Raw genomic sequence first — 17,494 nt, 5'->3', positions numbered from 1 at the left:
TTGCTATACTTTTTAAGCGAACAATTTTTATTAGTAATAATAAAAAAGTTTATAGCTAATAACAATAAAGATAAATGAGTAGCTTATAAATTATATTTAACTAAGCGAGCCGAAGCCAGCAAATAAATTTATTTGTTTATTATAGGCGTCGCCTGCCAAAGGCACGCTTCGCGAGGCGGACTTCGTCGGCAAACATTGCCGAAGGCACGCAAAGTGGTAATAATATAAAGTTTATCGCTGGCAATAATAAATAAATAAAAAACTTGCGAGTGCCTGACATTCGAAGAATTGCAGGAATAATGCCGATATCGGCACAAGTTTTTTATTAGTAAATAAGAAATAGAAAAACTATAAAAATTACGAGCTTATATCAATTTTACTTACGAGTAATTTTTTATATAAAAAGCAGTTTCTATATAATTAAAGCATATATAGAAACTGTCAGATTTTTATTATTTTACTCTTTTTTTAATAATTCGGCTACTGTCTCATCAAGTTCTTCAGGCTTTACTCTAGGATCATAGCGTCCTATTATATTTCCTTCTCTGTCTATTAAGAATTTGCCGAAATTCCATCTTATTTTTTCAATACCTTCTTCAGTAGGTTTTTCTGTTTTCAAATAAATAAATAAAGGATCAGCATTTTTGCTATTAACTTTTATCTTATCAAAAAGCTTAAAAGTAATGCCGTATTTTTCTTTTCTAAACTGAGCGATTTCTTCAATAGGTTCTTTTGCCTGCCCTCCGAATTGATTGCAAGGAAAATCCAATATTTCAAAACCTTCTTTTTTATGTTTTTTGTATAATTCTTCTAATGCAGGGTATTGTTTTGTAAATCCGCATTTTGTTGCAGTATTTACTATCAGAAGCACTTTTCCTTTATATTTTTTTAATTTTACATCTTTTCCATCAGCATCTTTAACAGTGTAATCATAAATACTCATATTTATACTCCGTAGTTTTTGTTTTTATTTGCTATATTTAATTATAAATTAATTTTACTTTATATCAAACAAATTAAAATAAAAAAAGCATACTCTAGTAAAGAATATGCTTTTATTATTTAATTAAAAATTAAAAAATTATAAAAGAGCTTTAGCAGCATTTAAAGCAGCTTCATAATCAGGCTCATTAGTTATTTCTGGAACATACTGAACATATTTAACAACATTATCTTTATCAAGTACGAATACTGCACGAGTAAGAAGCTGTAATTCTTTTAATAAAGTACCGAATTTTCTTCCGAAATCTTTTTGATTATAGTCAGAAGCTACTATATGAGAAGAAGCATTAGCAGCAGCACACCATCTAGCCTGAGCAAATGGTAAATCAACTGATACTGTTACAACTGTTACTCCTTTAAGAGAACTAGCTTCCTTATTAAATCTTTTAGTTTGTACATCGCATACAGGTGTATCTAAAGATGGTACAGAAGATATAATTTTTACTGTATCACCTGCATCTTTTAAAGACCATGGGCTTAAATCTGTTTTTAATACTGTGAAATCTAATGCTTTAGCACCAACTTCTAATTGAGCACCTTCTAAATTTTGTGCTGCACCTTGAAATGTAACTGTCATTTTTTATACTCCTTGATAATAAGTTTATTGAAGATAAATAATTATTAAATTCAATTAATTATTTAAAGAATAATATATAATTATTGTTAAAAAAGTCAATAACAAATATTGTAATTATTTTTTATTTTGTTTTTCTAATAATTTCAGTCTTATTAAGAATTCTCTATTGTATTTTATATTTATATTTATTTCTTTTTTTGTTATATGATGTGCAAACTTGATTTCTTTAGCTATAAGAGCAAAGCCTTTCATATTGTATATATCAGCATTTTTTGAATATATTTTATCTCCTATAATAGAATGCCCTATATATGAAAGATGAACTCTTATTTGATGAGTTCTTCCTGTTATAGGCTTTAATTCAAGTAATGTATGTTCATTCAGCCTTTTTAAAACTCTATAATAGGTTACGGCTTTTTCTCCGCCTTCTTTCAAAGATAATGGAATTCTTTTATTAGGATTTTTCTTATCAATTCCTATTGACATTTCTATTTTACCATTTTCTTTTTTTACATCTCCTTGAACTATAGCATGATAGATTTTTGTTATTGTTTTATTTTTAAAAGATTTCTCAAAATATTCTTTGGTATCTTCATCTTTCGCAATAATTATTATTCCAGAGGTGAATTTATCTATTCTATGAACTAAATATAAATTATTAATATGATTATACTCCTTTTTTATCATATTTATAAAATTATTATCTGTTTCTATTCCTGCTTCTTTATTAACAGCAATAAAATAATCATCTTCGTAAATAATTTCCATTTTGCATCGCTTTATAACTTTATAATTTTTCTATGATAAGAGATATTCTAGTTAAAAAATAATTAACATTCCTAAGGCTTTCCATAATAAGAAATATTAATTTTTCTCTGTTTTCTCTCTCTCCTCTTTCGCACATAAGTATTGTTGCAGATAATATAGTATGCAATATGCCTGCTTTATTTTGATACTCTTTTACTATATTTATGCTTTCATTATATAAACTGTCTATGTTAGGCAGATTATTATTTATATTATTATATTTTTCAGATAAAATATTTCTAAACTCTTCTAGTATATTTTTTAATTCTATATATGCTTTTTTTATATTAGTATCATTATCTTTTTTGTATATATTTTCTGCAATATTTAATACTCTCTGTCTTATACTGCTTATATAAAAATCTTCAATATTTCCTTCTTCTATGCAGTTAATTTTTACAGCTTCTTTTGTGATTCTTTTTATTTTCATATTTGAATATTTATTTTTAAACTCATTAAAATATTCCATTTGGCTTTCAAATACAAATTCTGTAGGAGGATAATTATCTATATTAGTATTATTTCTTATAGTGTTAAAGTAATATGATTCATAAGTTTTTAATTTATTAGTTTTATTTACCATATATTCATAGGATAGAGCATGTTTAATATGTCTTTCATAAAAAGGATAGCTGTTATCAAAACCTATTAATAATACTTCATCTAATCCCAAATAGTAAGCAAAATCTATCATAGTAGTTGCAACCGTATTTGATGTTGTAAGATAAGATAAATTAGTAAATTTCTGTATATATTTTATAAGCCCCAAATTTTCAGATGATGTAAATCTTATAATATCAGCACTTATGCTTCTAGGTATTATTTTATTGGCAGCTATATCCATAACTAAATATGGAAATTTATTATTTTCATATACAAAATCTAAAGAATTAAAAAAACCGCCGTCAACCGTAATAACAAAATCGGGTATTATATTATGTTTGCATAATACGCTGTAGCTTGTATCAACACATATAATCAATAAATTCTCTCTTTCTTTTTTAATTATTTCTATGCTATGCTTTAATGTAGGACCTGGACATACTAATAATGCCTTTAAGCCTTTAAAAGCATCTTTAAATATAAATATATCCGAAGAGTTCTTTATATATTCGCTATTAAATATAATATTTTTAGTCCATATATTTTCAAAATACATATTGGTAAATATATTTGATACTTCTTTTTCTACTATATTTAGTATTTTTGTATAAAATATATTAGCATTATCTTTTTCTTCTTTCGTAAGTGCTGGAAGAAGTACTAAATTTATTCCGTTTATGCTTTTATAATCAACAATTTTATTTATATAATTTATATTATCATCTTTATGTATAAAAAATATATTATTATTATCAGTATTATATATATTATTATAAGAATATTTAAAAACAGCACTATCTTCTATAACTACTATAATTTTTAGACTTTTTATAATCTCTTTACTAAAATAATCATTAATATTTTCTAATAAATATTTTAAAATATATCCTAATCCGTATCCGTATATTATCAGAAGATTTTTATTTTTATTAATATTTTCTAATGCCCTTTTGCATTCATTATTTATATTATATTTGCTATGCAAAGCTCTTCCGTTTTTTGAAATTACTATGATATTATCTTTATTTTTTTCTATTTTGTACGAAGAGTCAAGTTCATTTTTTTTATCATTCATTAAATTGTGCAGTTTTGCTGATATATTCATCTATCTATAATAACAAAAAAAATATAAAAATCAAATATATAACAGTATATTATAAAATTATATTGTTATTATTTTTATAAAAAGTAATTGACAATCTTAATAATTATTATAAAATAAATTGGAAACTACATTATAATTGTTATGAGGTATTTTTATGGCAAATTTTCCTTTAGGTTATAATAGTAAGTCAGGTAAATCATATAAGGTAATGGTAATAGATGATTCCAGTACTATAAGAATAGCTGAAAGAAAAATATTATTATCAGAGAATTTTGATGTAATGTTAGAGGCTGACGGTGCTATAGATGCTTTAACAAAACTTAAAGATGCTTCAGATAAGCCTGATATAATAATGATGGATTTTGAAATGCCGCAAATGAATGGAATTGATTTACTTAAGAGGATAAGGGCATTAAATATAGATTCTAAAATAATAGTAGTTACTTCTTATGCGAATAAAGGTATATTAATGGAATTTCTAAAATTGAAAGTAGACGGTTATGTTGTTAAACCTGTTCAGCGTCAGACTGTAATGTACCATTTAGCTAAAGTTATTGGAAGAGAAGACTATTTAAAATAAAATGATTTTAATATTCTGTATCTCATTAAAAAATAAAAATATTTATAATTATATTTATTAATAAAATATTAAATTTATATTGTTTTGAAATTCTTTAATATCATTGTTTGATTTTTATACAGTGAAATGTTATAATTATATGAATGTTTTTTATAAAGGATAAATATATATGGCAGTAAAAAAGAGTAAACCAGAGCTTTCAGAAGAGAGGCAATATTCTACGCTGACAAAAGATATACTAAAGAGAGTAGATCATATATCGATAGAAAATGAATTAAAAGAATCATATTTAACTTATGCTATGAGTGTTATAGTATCAAGAGCATTGCCTGATGTCAGAGACGGATTAAAGCCTGTTCATAGAAGGATACTTTATGCTATGTATGATGCTAATTTGACACATGATAAGCCTTATAAAAAATCTGCTGCTACAGTAGGGGAAGTATTGGCACGTTATCATCCTCACGGAGACGTAGCTGTTTACGGAACTATGGTAAGAATGGCACAGGACTTTTCTATGCGTTATTTACTTATAGACGGACAGGGTAATTTCGGTTCTATAGATGATGATCCGCCTGCTGCAATGCGTTATACCGAAGCTAGAATGACTCGTTTTGCAGAGGAAATGCTTAATGATATAGAAAAAGAAACAGTTAAATTTGTACCGAACTTTGATGATTCCAGAACTGAGCCTTCTGTTCTTCCTGCAACATTGCCTCAGCTTTTAGTTAATGGAAGTATGGGTATTGCTATTGGTATGGCTACTAATATGCCTCCTCATAATTTAAAAGAAGTTGTGAATGCTGTTATTTATTATATAGATCATCAGGATTCTGAAATTAAAGATTTGATGCGTTATGTACAAGGTCCTGATTTTCCTACAGCTGGTATTATTTACGGTAAAGAAGGTATAAAAGAGGCTTATACAACAGGAAAGGGAAGGATAAAATTAAGGGCAAGACTTGAAATAGAAGAAACAAAGAGAGACAGAGAGGCTATAGTAGTAAAAGAACTTCCTTACGGAGTTGTAAAAACTACTTTGCATGAAAAAATAGCAGGTTTAGTTAAACAGGGCAAAATAGAAGGCGTGGCAGATATTAGAGATGAGTCAAGCAATAGAGCAGGCATTCGTCTTATAATAGAGCTTAAAAAAGGAGTTGCTACTCAGATTGTACTCAATCAGCTATGGAAGCATACTGATTTGGAAACTACTTTCGGAATAATAAATCTTGCTTTAGTTAATGGAGAGCCTAAAGTATTAAATTTGAAAGAACTTATCAAATATTTTGTTGACCATAGAGTTGAAGTTATAACTAAAAGAACAGAATATGATTTGAAGCAGGCAAAGGCTAAAGCACATATATTAGAGGGATTATTAATAGCACAGGCTAATATTGAAGAGGTAATAAGAATAATAAGGGAAAGCGAGAATACTGATGCTGCCAGAAATACACTCATAAACAGATTCAGCCTTTCAGATAAACAGGCTCAGGCTATACTTGATATGCCTCTTAAAAGATTAACAGCTTTAGAAAAATTAAAGATAGAACAGGAATTGCAGCAGTTAAAAGAGTTTATAGATTATTGCGAAGACTTGCTTGCCCACCCTGAAAAAATACTTGCAGTTATTAAAGATGAACTTAAAAAAATATCTGAAAGATACGGAGATGAGAGAAGAAGCGAAATAATAGGTAAGACAAATGATACTGAAATAGATGAAGAAGATTTAATACATGATGAAGATGTAGCAGTATCTATAACTACTCAGGGTTTCATAAAGAGAGTCCCTGCTTCAAGCTATCGTACGCAGGGAAGAGGCGGAGTAGGAGTTCAGGGCGGAAAATCTCAAGGGGAGCATTATATTGAACATTTATTTGTTGCTTCCACAAAAGATTATTTATTTATATTTACGGACAGAGGAAAGGCTTTCTGGATGAAAGTGCATGAAATACCTGCTTTGAGTAAAATTTCTCAGGGAAAAAGTATTAAATTTATACTAAATCTGGCACCCGAAGAAAAAATTACAAGCTATTTTACAGTATCTTCATTTGAGGCTAAGCAGTCAATTATAATGGTTACAAAGATGGGCACTATAAAGAAAATGGAATTAAAGCATCTTGAAAATGCTAAGAAAAGAGGAATACTTGCTTTAACATTAGAAAATAATGATGAGCTTGTAGCCGTTTCTCCTGTTCAGGCTGGAGATGATTTTATAATGACAACTGCTACAGGACTTGCTTTGAGAATCACAGAAGAGAAGATTAGAAAGATGGGAAGGGCAGCTTCAGGAGTAAAAGGCATTTCTTTAGATGATAATGATATCTGCGTATCTGGAAATGCTATACATAAGGGAGAATCTTTAATAGTAATTACTGAAAACGGCATAGGTAAAAGGCTTTCTTCAAGACAGTTTAATGTTAAGGGAAGAGGCGGAAAAGGACAGATTTATATTAAGCCTGATAATAAAACAGGAAAAGTTGTAAGTGTAAAAACGGTGGGCGATAAAGATGAAATAATGGTTGTTACTACAGATGATATGACTATAAAAATAAAAGCTGATTCTATACCTGAATTAGGAAGAAATGCTAAGGGTGTAAAAATGGTTAATATTTCTGATGGTGCAAGAGTAAGCGATTTAGCTGTTGTTCCTTTTTCTGATGAAGAAAAAAATAAGTAATGATTTAGAAAACTAAATATAAAAATTGTATTCGTCAAATAATTTTTTATAAATATAAATAAAAAACCTGCGAGTGCCTGACATTTGCAGAATGACAGAGTATCAAAGCTCATAATTTTTATTAGCAGCAATAAAAACAATAAAAACTAATAATTTTCGCTTCTTATTTTTTTCTGTATTGATAAACTATTTCGCTCCCAAAATACATTATCCGTATATCCTTGTATTTCTTTATTTTCTTCGGCTAGTTCTATTCTTTTTTCTGCCCAAGCACAGTATATTTTATGCTGTTCTATTCCTGAATAATTTCTTCCTAATTTTTTAGCTGCAACCGAAGTAGTACCGCTTCCTAAAAAAGGATCAAATACAAAATCATCTTTGTTTGAACTTGCCAATATCAATTTAGCTATTAACTTTTCAGGCTTCTGAGTAGGGTGGGCAGTATTTTCTGACATAGACCAATAAGGTATTGATATATCGTCCCAAAAGTTTGACGGATGCGTATCTCTAAAATTTCCGTCTTCTGTTTCTATCCAATCTTTAGGCTTGCCGTCTATTCTATAAGGAGCTATAACTTTTCTTCTTATCTTTACATCATCTACATTAAAAGTATATTTATTTGATAATGTAGCAAACCATATATCTTCCATCGCATTTTTCCAATTATTTTTTGCTCCTCTTCCTTTTTCCCTCTGCCAAGTAATCCTGTTTTGTATATTAAAATATTTTTTTAATACATTTCCTATTACAAGACTTGATTTCCAATCACAGCATACATATACAGCAGCATTTTTTTTTAGTATCGGGATAATATTTTCTACCCATAGATGAGTATATTTTTCATAGCTTAAATTATCTCTGTCTTTGAATTTAAATCCATGATAATTTTTAGATATATTATAAGGCGGATCAATTATCATTAAATCAGCTATATTTTTTTCTATCTTTTCTAAAACAGAAAAAGTATCTCCGTTTATAGTTTTATTAAAAATACTTTCTTTTGTATATAGTTTTATATTTTCATTATCTTTAATACATTTATCAAAATAAAATTTTCCCTCATCAGTATTTATATCAAAATCAATAGTTTTATTTTTATTTGATTTAACTTTTGTATTCATATAATTTACACTATTATAAAAATCATTCCCATTCTATAGTAGCAGGCGGTTTTGAAGATATATCATAAACTACTCGGTTAATCCCTTTCACTTCATTTATTATTCTATTTGATATTATACCCAAAACATTATAATCGATTTTAGCCCAGTCTGCCGTCATAGCATCAGCACTTTCTACAGCTCTGACAGCAATAACCTCTTCATAAGTTCTTCCGTCTCCCATAACTCCGACACTTTTTACTGGAAGAAGCACAGCAAAAGACTGCCATAATTTTCTGTAAAGTCCTGCTTTTTTTATTTCGCTTACTACTATATCATCAGCTTCTTGAAGTATTTTTACTCTTTCTTCTGTAATATCTCCTAATATTCTTACTGCCAAGCCAGGACCTGGAAAAGGCTGTCTGTATACAATATCTTCTGGGAGTTTTAACTCTAAACCTATTTCTCTTACCTCATCTTTAAATAATTCTCTGAAAGGCTCTAATAATTCAAATTTCATATCTTTAGGAAGTCCGCCTACATTATGATGGCTTTTTATCACATCGGAACTTCCTCTTAAAGATATGCTTTCTATAACATCAGGATAAAGAGTGCCTTGTGCTAAAAAACCTACATTTTCAATATTTTTAGCTTCATCATTAAATACATTTATAAACTCATGTCCTATTATTTTTCTTTTCTGTTCAGGATCTGTAATATTTGATAGTTTATCTAAAAATCTTTTTGAAGCATCACAATAAATCAAATCAATATTAAAATTATCCCTAAATACTTCAACAACCTTTTTAGCCTCATCTTTTCTTAGAAGTCCGTTATTAACAAATATGCATTTTAGCTGCTTTCCTATAGCTTTTTCTATTAGTACAGCAGCTACAGAAGAATCAACTCCTCCTGAAAGTCCGAGTATTACATTTTTGCCGCCTACTATTTCTTTTATTCTTTTTATTTCATATTCTATAAAAGATTCCATATTCCAATTTCTTTCGCATTTACAAATATTAAACAAGAAATTTTCTATTATTTTTATACCATTTTCAGTATGAACTACTTCAGGGTGAAACTGTATAGCATAAATATTTTTTTCTTTATTTTCTATAGCAGCAATTTCTGTGTTCGGAGTTTTTGCTATAAGTTCAAATCCTTCAGGTATGGATTTAATGCTGTCGCTATGACTCATCCACACTGTATTATTTTTATTAAATGATTTGAATATGCTTTTATGATTAGTAATTTCAATTTCAGCTTTTCCGTATTCCCTTTTATCAGCACTTTCAACTTTTCCGCCCATAGAATATACTATTATCTGCATACCATAGCATATTCCTAGTATTGGCATACCAAGTTCAAATAATTGTTTATCAACTTTAGGGGCATCATCTTCATATACGCTTGAGGGACCTCCTGAAAGTACTATTGCTTTTGCATTAAATTTTTTTATGAAATCTATAGATACATTAAAAGGGTGAATTTCTGAATATACTTTTAATTCTCTTATTCTTCTAGTTATAAGCTGTGTAAACTGCGAACCGAAATCTAGTATTAGTACTTTATCTATATTGCTTTGCATATATTTCCTCTTTTATAAAACTATGAATTTCATTATATTATATTAAATTGATAAAATTTCAATTAATAATTATCATAATATTATGTAATTTTTGTTATATCAATTTATTTTTAATAAAAAAAGATGCCTGAAAATCAAGCATCAATTTTTATAATATTATCTGCTTAATATTAATTTCCGAATTTAATTCCTAAATTGAAAGCTATTTCAAAACTAGAAAAACCGTATTTATCAATATCATAATATAAGAATCTAGGTCCTCCTATTCCTATAGGATTATTAATACTTTCTTTGAGATCTTCTTCATATCTTTCATAAGATATATTTAGAATATCATAGAGTATATTAAAATTGTATGTAAGGCTCATACCAAATAAAAATGCTGTTTTTTCATTAAAATAAAAATAATCCTCCATTTGAAATTTTATATATGGTATAAGCGGATAATCAAATTTTCTTTTTATATCTTTAAATGAGTATTTTTCAGATAAATGACTTTTATCAGTATTATTATTCATATAATATTCTCCAGCCAATGCTATTTTCACTCCGAAGCCTATACCTATATTAAGCTCCATTTTACCATTATAATTCGGATTAACACTTTTAAGTAAAGAAGTAAGATTTACAGTATATTTAGGCATTAATCCTATATTTAGGGTATGAAAAACTAAATTCTGACTTGCATTATCATAATTGCCTGCAGTTTTAAATTCGGAAGCAAAATCAAGCCTTGAATATCCTATTTCAGTCAATATACTTATGCCGTTATTTTCATTAATGTTGAATCTGTATCCGAAATTTGCTGTAACTCCTATATTAAAACTTATATCTGATTCAATTGTTTTTAGATTTATATTTCTGACTACATTCCATTTGGCATCTATATTAGGCAATGTAGAATTAATACCTAAAGGAATATATATACTAGCTTCAAATTCAGTGAATGCTGATTTAGTAAATATTGAAATAAATATTAAAGCAGATAATATAATTTTTTTCATATAAAATTCCTTTAATTAATTCTTATTCTGAATTTATTTCCAGCTCTGTTATTTATTTCTATATTATTATTTATATTTACCTATAATCATCTTATTCTATTTATTTATTTATTTTTTTATGTAAATGGTATATATATACTTTTAAAACTATACCATATAAAAATGAATAATAAAGCATATATAGTACATATTTTTAATAAAAGCTTTATTATTAATAATAATAAAAAAATAATATAAAACAACTATAATTTTTTTTATTTTTTTAAGAACATTAAAAATAAAAAAAGAGGCAGAAATTTGCCTCTTTATTAAATTTTTTAATTTAAAGATTTAAGAATCAAGAAAATCTTTTAATTCTTTTTTCTTTGACTGAGCCCTTAATCTCCTTATAGCTTTTGCCTCTATCTGTCTTATACGCTCTCTTGTAACCTTAAATACATATCCAACCTCTTCAAGAGTATGAGAATATCCATCAACAAGCCCGAAACGCATTCTTATGACTTTCTGCTCTCTGTCAGGAAGACTGTCTAATATAGAATCAATCTGCTTTCTTAATATTTTGAAAGTTGTAATATTTTGCGGACTTTCAAATTCTTTATCTTCTATAAGTTCTCCTAAAATAGTATCCTCCTCATCGCCTATAGGAGCATTAAGAGATACAGGATCTTTAGCAACATTTCTTACGCTTTTTACTCTGCTTTCTGGCCAGCTTAATGCTTTTGCTATTTCCTGAATAGAAGGCTCTCTTCCATGCTGCTGCATATATTGTCTTAAAACTCTTTGAACTTTATTAATCTGTTCTATCATATGAACAGGTACCCTTATAGTTCTAGCCTGATCGCTTATAGAACGGGTAATAGCCTGACGAATCCACCAAGTAGCATAAGTAGAAAATTTATATCCTTTTTTGTATTCAAATTTATCTACAGCTTTTATAAGCCCTATATTTCCCTCCTGAACTAAATCAAAGAAATGAAGCCCTCTATTAACATACTTTTTAGCTATTGCAATAACAAGTCTTAAATTTGCTTTAACTATATGATCTTTAGCCTGAGCAATTTTTCTTCTGGAAGAATCTATTTTTCTAACCCATTCTACTAAAGTTTCTTTATCAACTCTAACTTCATCATAAATATCAGCCATACGAATCTGTGCTTTATGAAAGCTAGTTATAACAGCTTCTATAGCTTCAGGCGTAATATTAAACTCATCTACAAGTCTTATATATATATCTTTGTTTCCAGCTTCTATTTCCTTATAATAGTTTTCAAAGTCTGATATTTCTTTATAATATCTTTTCTTTAGTTTTTCAAAATATTCTTCTATTTGATTTATTCTATGCAAATAGAATTTAAGTTTTTCAGCTATTCTGTCTATTTCCATTCTATTTAATCTTACTTTAGTCAGAAGTTTTACTATACTTTCTTTAACTTCTTCCTGCTCTTTAGTAAGAGTTTTGATAGTTTTCTGCGTTGTAATTTTCTTTATTCTTTTATCTAAAGCAAGATATTTTTCAGCTATTACGGTATATTCTTTTTCAAAGTTTTTATACTTTCTTTCTAATTTTCTTTTTTCCTGTGTAGAAACATTATAAATTCTAGGAGGCTCTAATATTTCATGTATAGATACTTTGCCTATCTGCACATTTTTTATAGTGTTTAATACTTCTCCTACAACTAAATGAGTATTTAAAATAATATTTTCAATTTCTGATTCGCCTGATTCTATTTTTTTAGAATATTCAACCTCATCATCATGAGTAAGCAGACTAACCTTTCCAATTTCTTTAAGATAAAGTCTGATAGGATCATCATTATTTCCAACTTTATCTTCTACATGTATAAATTTAGCGGCATCATCAATTTTATTTTGATTTTTAGAAAGACTTTCAAATTCTCTCTTATCTTCAACAATAACGATTTTTCTAGCAGCAAGTAATTGAAATAGTATATCCATTACATCGGTATCCATATTATCAATGGCACCGTTAATCTCTTTAAATGTAAGATATTTATTAGTATTTCCTTTTTCAAGCAGCTTTCTAATTTTTTCATTATTTTTAATCAAAAGATCGCAATCTTCTTCTGTCATCATAAATCACTTCCTTGATGTAATTTTTCTTTCTGCTTATTAAGTAAATGTATTTCGCGTGCTTTTTCACAAATAGCCTCAAATCCGTCATTACTTCGAAGAATATTATTTAATGAATTATTTTCTAAAACTTCCTTTCTCTTTGAGTCTATGCAGCCGCTTTTAATTTTAATAATAAGCTCCTCTAATTTTTCATATATATTTTCACTATAAAGCTTTTTCTTGCTTAAAATTTGATTTGCTATGTACTCATTTCCTAATGCCAAAAGAGCATCTTCAGAACTTGCTTCTTTATTAAGAGTTAAAAGTCTTATATAAAATTCTCTTGTTATATCTTTTTTTATAAGATCAACACTAATTTCTTTTTCAGCCTCTTTAATTAAAGAAGGATTCAAAGCAAGTAAATATATTAAGCTATTCTCATAGTAAAAGTTATTATTTATATTTTTTATTTTTTTATCACTTTTTATTTCAGAACTATACCGATTTACTTTATTTGTCTTCAAATAATCTTTTTTAAAAGCTTCTCTATCTATATTAAGTTTTGAAGCTATATATGAAATTATCATTTGTTTTTCTGTTTCACTATTAACTGCATCTAAATATCTGTAAAAATTATTAATAACTTCTAATTTTTCTGATATAGACAAAGATGATATATCTTTTTTCAATTCGCTGTCTATAACAAAATTATACCAATCAAGTTTATTATTATATAGTATATCAAACCGATTTCTATCATAAACTGTAAAAAATTCATCTAAATCTTTAGTTTCTTGTATATAAAGTATAGTCAATTTTAAGTCAAACTTCAACAGTGTAATTACAGCCGATTTAACTGCTTTAATACCAGCCTCATCACTATCCAATGCTAATACTACATTTTTGGTATATTTTTTTATCTCTTTTGCATGCTCTTCTGTAATTGCCGTGCCTAAAGTTCCTACAGCATTTTTTATACCCATTTTATGGCATGCTATAGTATCCATATATCCTTCAACTAATATTATTTCGTCCTGCTTCATTATATATGATTTTGCTATATTTATTCCGTATAATGCAGATTTTTTTTTGAATATCAGACTTTCTTTAGAATTCAGATATTTAGGTTCTTTTCCGTCTATACTTCTTCCTCCGAAGCCTATTACTTCTTCTCTTTCATTTATTATTGGAAACATTATTCTATTTACAAATGTGTCATAATAATGATTAGGGTTATTCTTGCTTACGCTTGCCAATCCTAATATATTCATATTATTTACTGTAATTTTATTCTCAGTTAATGCATTAATAACAGCATTCCAGCTAGGCGGTGCATACCCTATTTTAAATTCTTTTATAATGCTGAAAGGTATTTTTCTTGATTTTAGGTATTTTTCAGCTTCTTTATAGAAATAATTACCGTCTTTATCTTTCAAAAGCAAATTTTTACCAAAAAAGTTGCATGCCATTCTGTTAATTCTTCTGCTTTCTAAATATATTTTATCCTTTTGAGAAGTTTTAGCAGAAAAAAAATCACTTACATCAACTGAAAATCTATTTCCTAAATACTGAACCGCTTCCTTAAAGGATTTATTTTCTTTTTCTTTAAGGTATGTTATAACATTTCCTTTAGCTCCGCAGGTAAAGCATTTATATACGCCTTTATCATCATCAACAGACATAGAAGGATTTGTTTCCTGCCCGTCTTTATGAAAAGGACATTGTACAGTATATTTACTTCCGCCTCTATGTATAACTTTGTATCTGTCTCTAAGTATATCAGCAAGAGATACTCTAGATAATAAATTATTTAATTTTTCAATAAATAAATTATCCACAATAAATAAACTCAAATATAATATTTATATGTATTAATCGGATATAGAAAATCAAAATTATTATTCCCATAAATAAATATGCATAAAATATAAAAATATTTTTAAAAAAGTCAAGTATTATATATAAAAAATTATAAAAAATAAATTTATTATAATATTTATATATTAATTGACAAATTTATTTTTTTTGTTATTATAACTAGAACATATTTTTCGGAGACTTATTGTGTTTAGTTATTTTGAAAAGAGTCAGAGAAGAAGAAGGATCTTAAACAATATAAAATCAAGAAGGATTATCATAAATAAATTTAACATTCCATTGGGTATAGTACCTAGTGAATATATATGTCCTAGAGAGGGGACAAAAATAGAATTAAGGAATACAGATAATGGAGATATGTATTCATATAAAATTTCAGTTTCATCTGATAAAATTTCATTATTGTATATGAAATTATTAAAGTTATTTCCCTCATACGGAACAATGGTTATAGAGAGAATTAGTCAGGATATTAATAGAGATTTTGATATATTAATGAGCGATCCTGATGTTTCAATGAATGAGATAAGAAAAGTATTTAAAAGATATAATGAATTATGGATTGAATGCGGATTTGTAGGATTTGGGGTGGTAGATGAACTTACAGAATTTGAAATATTTATAAATTTGGATAAAGAAATAGAGATTAACACATCATACAAAAATATGAAAAAAATTAACCGTATATTAAATTCATATAATTTACTCAATGATAATGCTTCTTTCATCAGTGATTATGAGCATATTCATTATTCTTTATCTTCCATAGCAGCAGATTACGGCTGTTCTGAAACTGATGAATATATTTTTGATTATTATGATATTATTAATAATCTTAAATCTATATACGGATTCACTGCTGTTAATTTAAATGAAATTGATAATTTAATTAAAATTCCAAGATATTGGAATGTTACGGTAAAATGTTTAGGAAAATGTCAGAAAAGAAACTTCATTACTACATATTATATAGTAGCAGATACTATAGAAGAGATGGAAACTTTAATAGACGAAGAAATGAATAATATGAATGTTGATTATTACTATATATATGATTTTTATAATGTTGATCCTAATGAGTATAATTATGAAAGCGTGAATGTTACGAATATTCATAATGTATCTTTTGAGAAAGCACCTTTTGGAATATGGGCACAGTCTGATATATTTATATGCAAGGCTAAAAATATAGCATCATATTATATTAATAGAAATTATGCAAGAACATACTAATAGCCATTTTATAAATGCTTTAAATATAAAAGAGCATATAAAATATCAATTTAAATATTGTCCTTATTGCGGAGAAAAAGACAGCTTTATTTTTAATGATATAAAGATTTTTAAATGCTCGAAATGTAATAGAACTTATTTTACTAATCCTGCATCTGCTGTAAGCGTTATAATAGAAACCCCAAGCGGCATAGTTTTTGTTGAGAGGAAATTTGACCCTAAAAAAGGCTGTATAGATACACCCGGAGGTTTTTGCGAGCCTTATGAAAGGGCTGAAGATACTGCTTTAAGAGAAATACTTGAAGAAACCAGCATCAAATTAGATAAAATAAATTTTCTTATGAGCGGGCATAATGAATACATATACGAAAGCATTATGTATGTTACCACAGATATATTCTTTTATTCAAAATTGGATTATACTCCGAATACAGTCCCTAATGATGATGCTTCAAAAGTTATTTTTATTAAAAGGGATAATATTGATTTTGAAAAAATAGCATTTGAGTCTTCTAAAGAGGCTCTCTCTTTTTATATAAATAATTTATGAATGAATTTTATTAAAGAATATAATACTTTGATTATGATGAATAAAAAACAAATTATTGAGATTATATTAGCCTCATTCAGTGCCGTTATACTGGCTGGATTTATAAGAATATTTTTCTTTGATACTTATATAGTTACTAATAAATCTATGGAGCCTACATTTTTTGAGGGCGATCAGATACTGCTTTTAAAAAAGAATTTTATATTTAGCAGAATTAAAAATTTTAATGTTATAGTTTTTAATTATGAAAGCAATAATCTTGTGAAAAGAGTTATAGGAGTAGAAGGGGATAAAGTAGAAATAAAAGACGGAGCACTTTATTTGAATGATAAACTTATAGAACATAAATATTATATTTTTTCTAATAAGGATAATGGCTTATATATGGTAGGAAATAATCAGTATTTTGTTTTGGGAGATAATATAAAGTTAAGTGAGGACAGCAGATATTTCGGGTTTATAGACGGCAATGATATAAAAGGACAAGTTATATTAATATTCAGTCCTAAAAAGAGATTTCAGCTGTTTAATAATATATTTAATAAATATAATTAGTAATATTATAAGGTGTATATTTTTAATTATTATATTATTTATATGTATGTAAAAAATACTAAATAATTAAAACTTTACTTTTATAATTATTTTTTGTATAATAATATAATGAGAAATATAAAATTTATAGGAGATATTCAGCAAACAATGAAAAAAATTATT

Annotated in this window: 14 protein-coding genes; 5 read left to right on the top strand and 9 right to left on the bottom strand. The window is 27.0% G+C overall.

Features of this window, described 5'->3' with window-relative positions:
• Window positions 1–457: 457 nt before the first annotated feature.
• The 4 genes from QZ288_RS02030 to QZ288_RS02015 all read right to left on the bottom strand — a co-directional run bounded on the left by QZ288_RS02030 (window position 458) and on the right by QZ288_RS02015 (window position 4,094).
• Window positions 458–943 (bottom strand): glutathione peroxidase, encoded by a 486-nt coding sequence (locus tag QZ288_RS02030; protein WP_295154432.1) that lies wholly within the window; start codon window positions 941–943, stop codon window positions 458–460.
• Window positions 944–1,081: 138 nt separating this feature from the next.
• Complete coding sequence (gene tpx / locus QZ288_RS02025) at window positions 1,082–1,579, bottom strand: thiol peroxidase (protein ID WP_295154430.1); 498 nt, start codon at window positions 1,577–1,579, stop codon at window positions 1,082–1,084.
• A 114-nt stretch (window positions 1,580–1,693) separates the two neighbouring features.
• A complete protein-coding gene (locus QZ288_RS02020; protein ID WP_295154428.1) occupies window positions 1,694–2,347 on the bottom strand; it encodes an RluA family pseudouridine synthase in 654 nt (217 codons plus the stop codon).
• A gap of 19 nt (window positions 2,348–2,366) precedes the next feature.
• Window positions 2,367–4,094: a 6-hydroxymethylpterin diphosphokinase MptE-like protein gene (locus QZ288_RS02015; protein WP_363322966.1), complete on the bottom strand. Its 1,728-nt coding sequence runs from the start codon at window positions 4,092–4,094 to the stop codon at window positions 2,367–2,369.
• Window positions 4,095–4,248: 154 nt separating this feature from the next.
• Here QZ288_RS02015 and QZ288_RS02010 point away from each other — a divergent pair, with 154 nt between their 5' ends.
• Window positions 4,249–4,674: a response regulator gene (locus tag QZ288_RS02010; RefSeq protein ID WP_295154425.1), complete on the top strand. Its 426-nt coding sequence runs from the start codon at window positions 4,249–4,251 to the stop codon at window positions 4,672–4,674.
• A 169-nt stretch (window positions 4,675–4,843) separates the two neighbouring features.
• Window positions 4,844–7,351 carry a DNA gyrase subunit A gene (gyrA, locus tag QZ288_RS02005; RefSeq protein ID WP_295154423.1) on the top strand — a complete coding sequence of 836 codons (2,508 nt, stop codon included), beginning with the start codon at window positions 4,844–4,846 and terminating at the stop codon, window positions 7,349–7,351.
• Between the two features lie 146 nt (window positions 7,352–7,497).
• On the opposite strand, the gene QZ288_RS02000 is transcribed toward gyrA, so the two are convergent.
• The 5 genes from QZ288_RS02000 to dnaG all read right to left on the bottom strand — a co-directional run bounded on the left by QZ288_RS02000 (window position 7,498) and on the right by dnaG (window position 14,954).
• Entirely contained in the window at window positions 7,498–8,472 is a 975-nt protein-coding gene (locus QZ288_RS02000; protein ID WP_295154421.1) for a DNA methyltransferase, read from the bottom strand.
• A gap of 22 nt (window positions 8,473–8,494) precedes the next feature.
• The gene (gene guaA / locus QZ288_RS01995) at window positions 8,495–10,039 is read right to left on the bottom strand and encodes a glutamine-hydrolyzing GMP synthase (RefSeq protein ID WP_295154419.1); all 1,545 of its coding nucleotides are present in this window, start codon (window positions 10,037–10,039) and stop codon (window positions 8,495–8,497) included.
• 170 nt (window positions 10,040–10,209) lie between these two features.
• Complete coding sequence (locus QZ288_RS01990; RefSeq protein WP_295154417.1) at window positions 10,210–11,043, bottom strand: hypothetical protein; 834 nt, start codon at window positions 11,041–11,043, stop codon at window positions 10,210–10,212.
• Between the two features lie 330 nt (window positions 11,044–11,373).
• Complete coding sequence (rpoD, locus tag QZ288_RS01985) at window positions 11,374–13,137, bottom strand: RNA polymerase sigma factor RpoD (RefSeq protein WP_295154415.1); 1,764 nt, start codon at window positions 13,135–13,137, stop codon at window positions 11,374–11,376.
• Window positions 13,134–14,954 (bottom strand): DNA primase, encoded by a 1,821-nt coding sequence (gene dnaG / locus QZ288_RS01980; protein WP_295154413.1) that lies wholly within the window; start codon window positions 14,952–14,954, stop codon window positions 13,134–13,136. Before dnaG ends, rpoD begins: the two co-directional genes overlap by 4 nt.
• A 226-nt stretch (window positions 14,955–15,180) precedes the next feature.
• On the opposite strand from dnaG, the gene QZ288_RS01975 reads away from it, so the two are divergent.
• Genes QZ288_RS01975 through lepB form a run of 3 tightly spaced genes read left to right on the top strand, consistent with a single transcriptional unit; the run spans window position 15,181 to window position 17,332 of the window.
• Window positions 15,181–16,227, top strand: a complete 1,047-nt coding sequence (locus QZ288_RS01975) for a hypothetical protein (protein WP_295154411.1) — start codon at window positions 15,181–15,183, stop codon at window positions 16,225–16,227.
• Complete coding sequence (locus QZ288_RS01970) at window positions 16,211–16,777, top strand: NUDIX domain-containing protein (protein WP_295154410.1); 567 nt, start codon at window positions 16,211–16,213, stop codon at window positions 16,775–16,777. Before QZ288_RS01975 ends, QZ288_RS01970 begins: the two co-directional genes overlap by 17 nt.
• Window positions 16,778–16,810: 33 nt before the next feature.
• Window positions 16,811–17,332 carry a signal peptidase I gene (lepB, locus tag QZ288_RS01965; RefSeq protein ID WP_295154408.1) on the top strand — a complete coding sequence of 174 codons (522 nt, stop codon included), beginning with the start codon at window positions 16,811–16,813 and terminating at the stop codon, window positions 17,330–17,332.
• The last annotated feature ends 162 nt before the right edge of the window (window positions 17,333–17,494 follow it).

Source organism: uncultured Brachyspira sp. (genome assembly GCF_910578695.1).
In the GTDB taxonomy this organism is placed as follows: Bacteria; Spirochaetota; Brachyspiria; order Brachyspirales; family Brachyspiraceae; genus Brachyspira.
This window is presented reverse-complemented; position numbering and strand designations above follow the sequence as displayed.

What these genes read in the sequence shown, in the direction of transcription:
- QZ288_RS02030 (WP_295154432.1), bottom strand. Translation starts at nt 943, where the DNA reads ATGAGTATTTATGATTACACTGTTAAAGATGCTGATGGAAAAGATGTA.
- tpx (WP_295154430.1), bottom strand. Translation starts at nt 1,579, where the DNA reads ATGACAGTTACATTTCAAGGTGCAGCACAAAATTTAGAAGGTGCTCAA.
- QZ288_RS02020 (WP_295154428.1), bottom strand. Translation starts at nt 2,347, where the DNA reads ATGGAAATTATTTACGAAGATGATTATTTTATTGCTGTTAATAAAGAA.
- QZ288_RS02015 (WP_363322966.1), bottom strand. Translation starts at nt 4,094, where the DNA reads ATGAATATATCAGCAAAACTGCACAATTTAATGAATGATAAAAAAAAT.
- QZ288_RS02010 (WP_295154425.1), top strand. Translation starts at nt 4,249, where the DNA reads ATGGCAAATTTTCCTTTAGGTTATAATAGTAAGTCAGGTAAATCATAT.
- gyrA (WP_295154423.1), top strand. Translation starts at nt 4,844, where the DNA reads ATGGCAGTAAAAAAGAGTAAACCAGAGCTTTCAGAAGAGAGGCAATAT.
- QZ288_RS02000 (WP_295154421.1), bottom strand. Translation starts at nt 8,472, where the DNA reads ATGAATACAAAAGTTAAATCAAATAAAAATAAAACTATTGATTTTGAT.
- guaA (WP_295154419.1), bottom strand. Translation starts at nt 10,039, where the DNA reads ATGCAAAGCAATATAGATAAAGTACTAATACTAGATTTCGGTTCGCAG.
- QZ288_RS01990 (WP_295154417.1), bottom strand. Translation starts at nt 11,043, where the DNA reads ATGAAAAAAATTATATTATCTGCTTTAATATTTATTTCAATATTTACT.
- rpoD (WP_295154415.1), bottom strand. Translation starts at nt 13,137, where the DNA reads ATGATGACAGAAGAAGATTGCGATCTTTTGATTAAAAATAATGAAAAA.
- QZ288_RS01970 (WP_295154410.1), top strand. Translation starts at nt 16,211, where the DNA reads ATGCAAGAACATACTAATAGCCATTTTATAAATGCTTTAAATATAAAA.
- lepB (WP_295154408.1), top strand. Translation starts at nt 16,811, where the DNA reads ATGATGAATAAAAAACAAATTATTGAGATTATATTAGCCTCATTCAGT.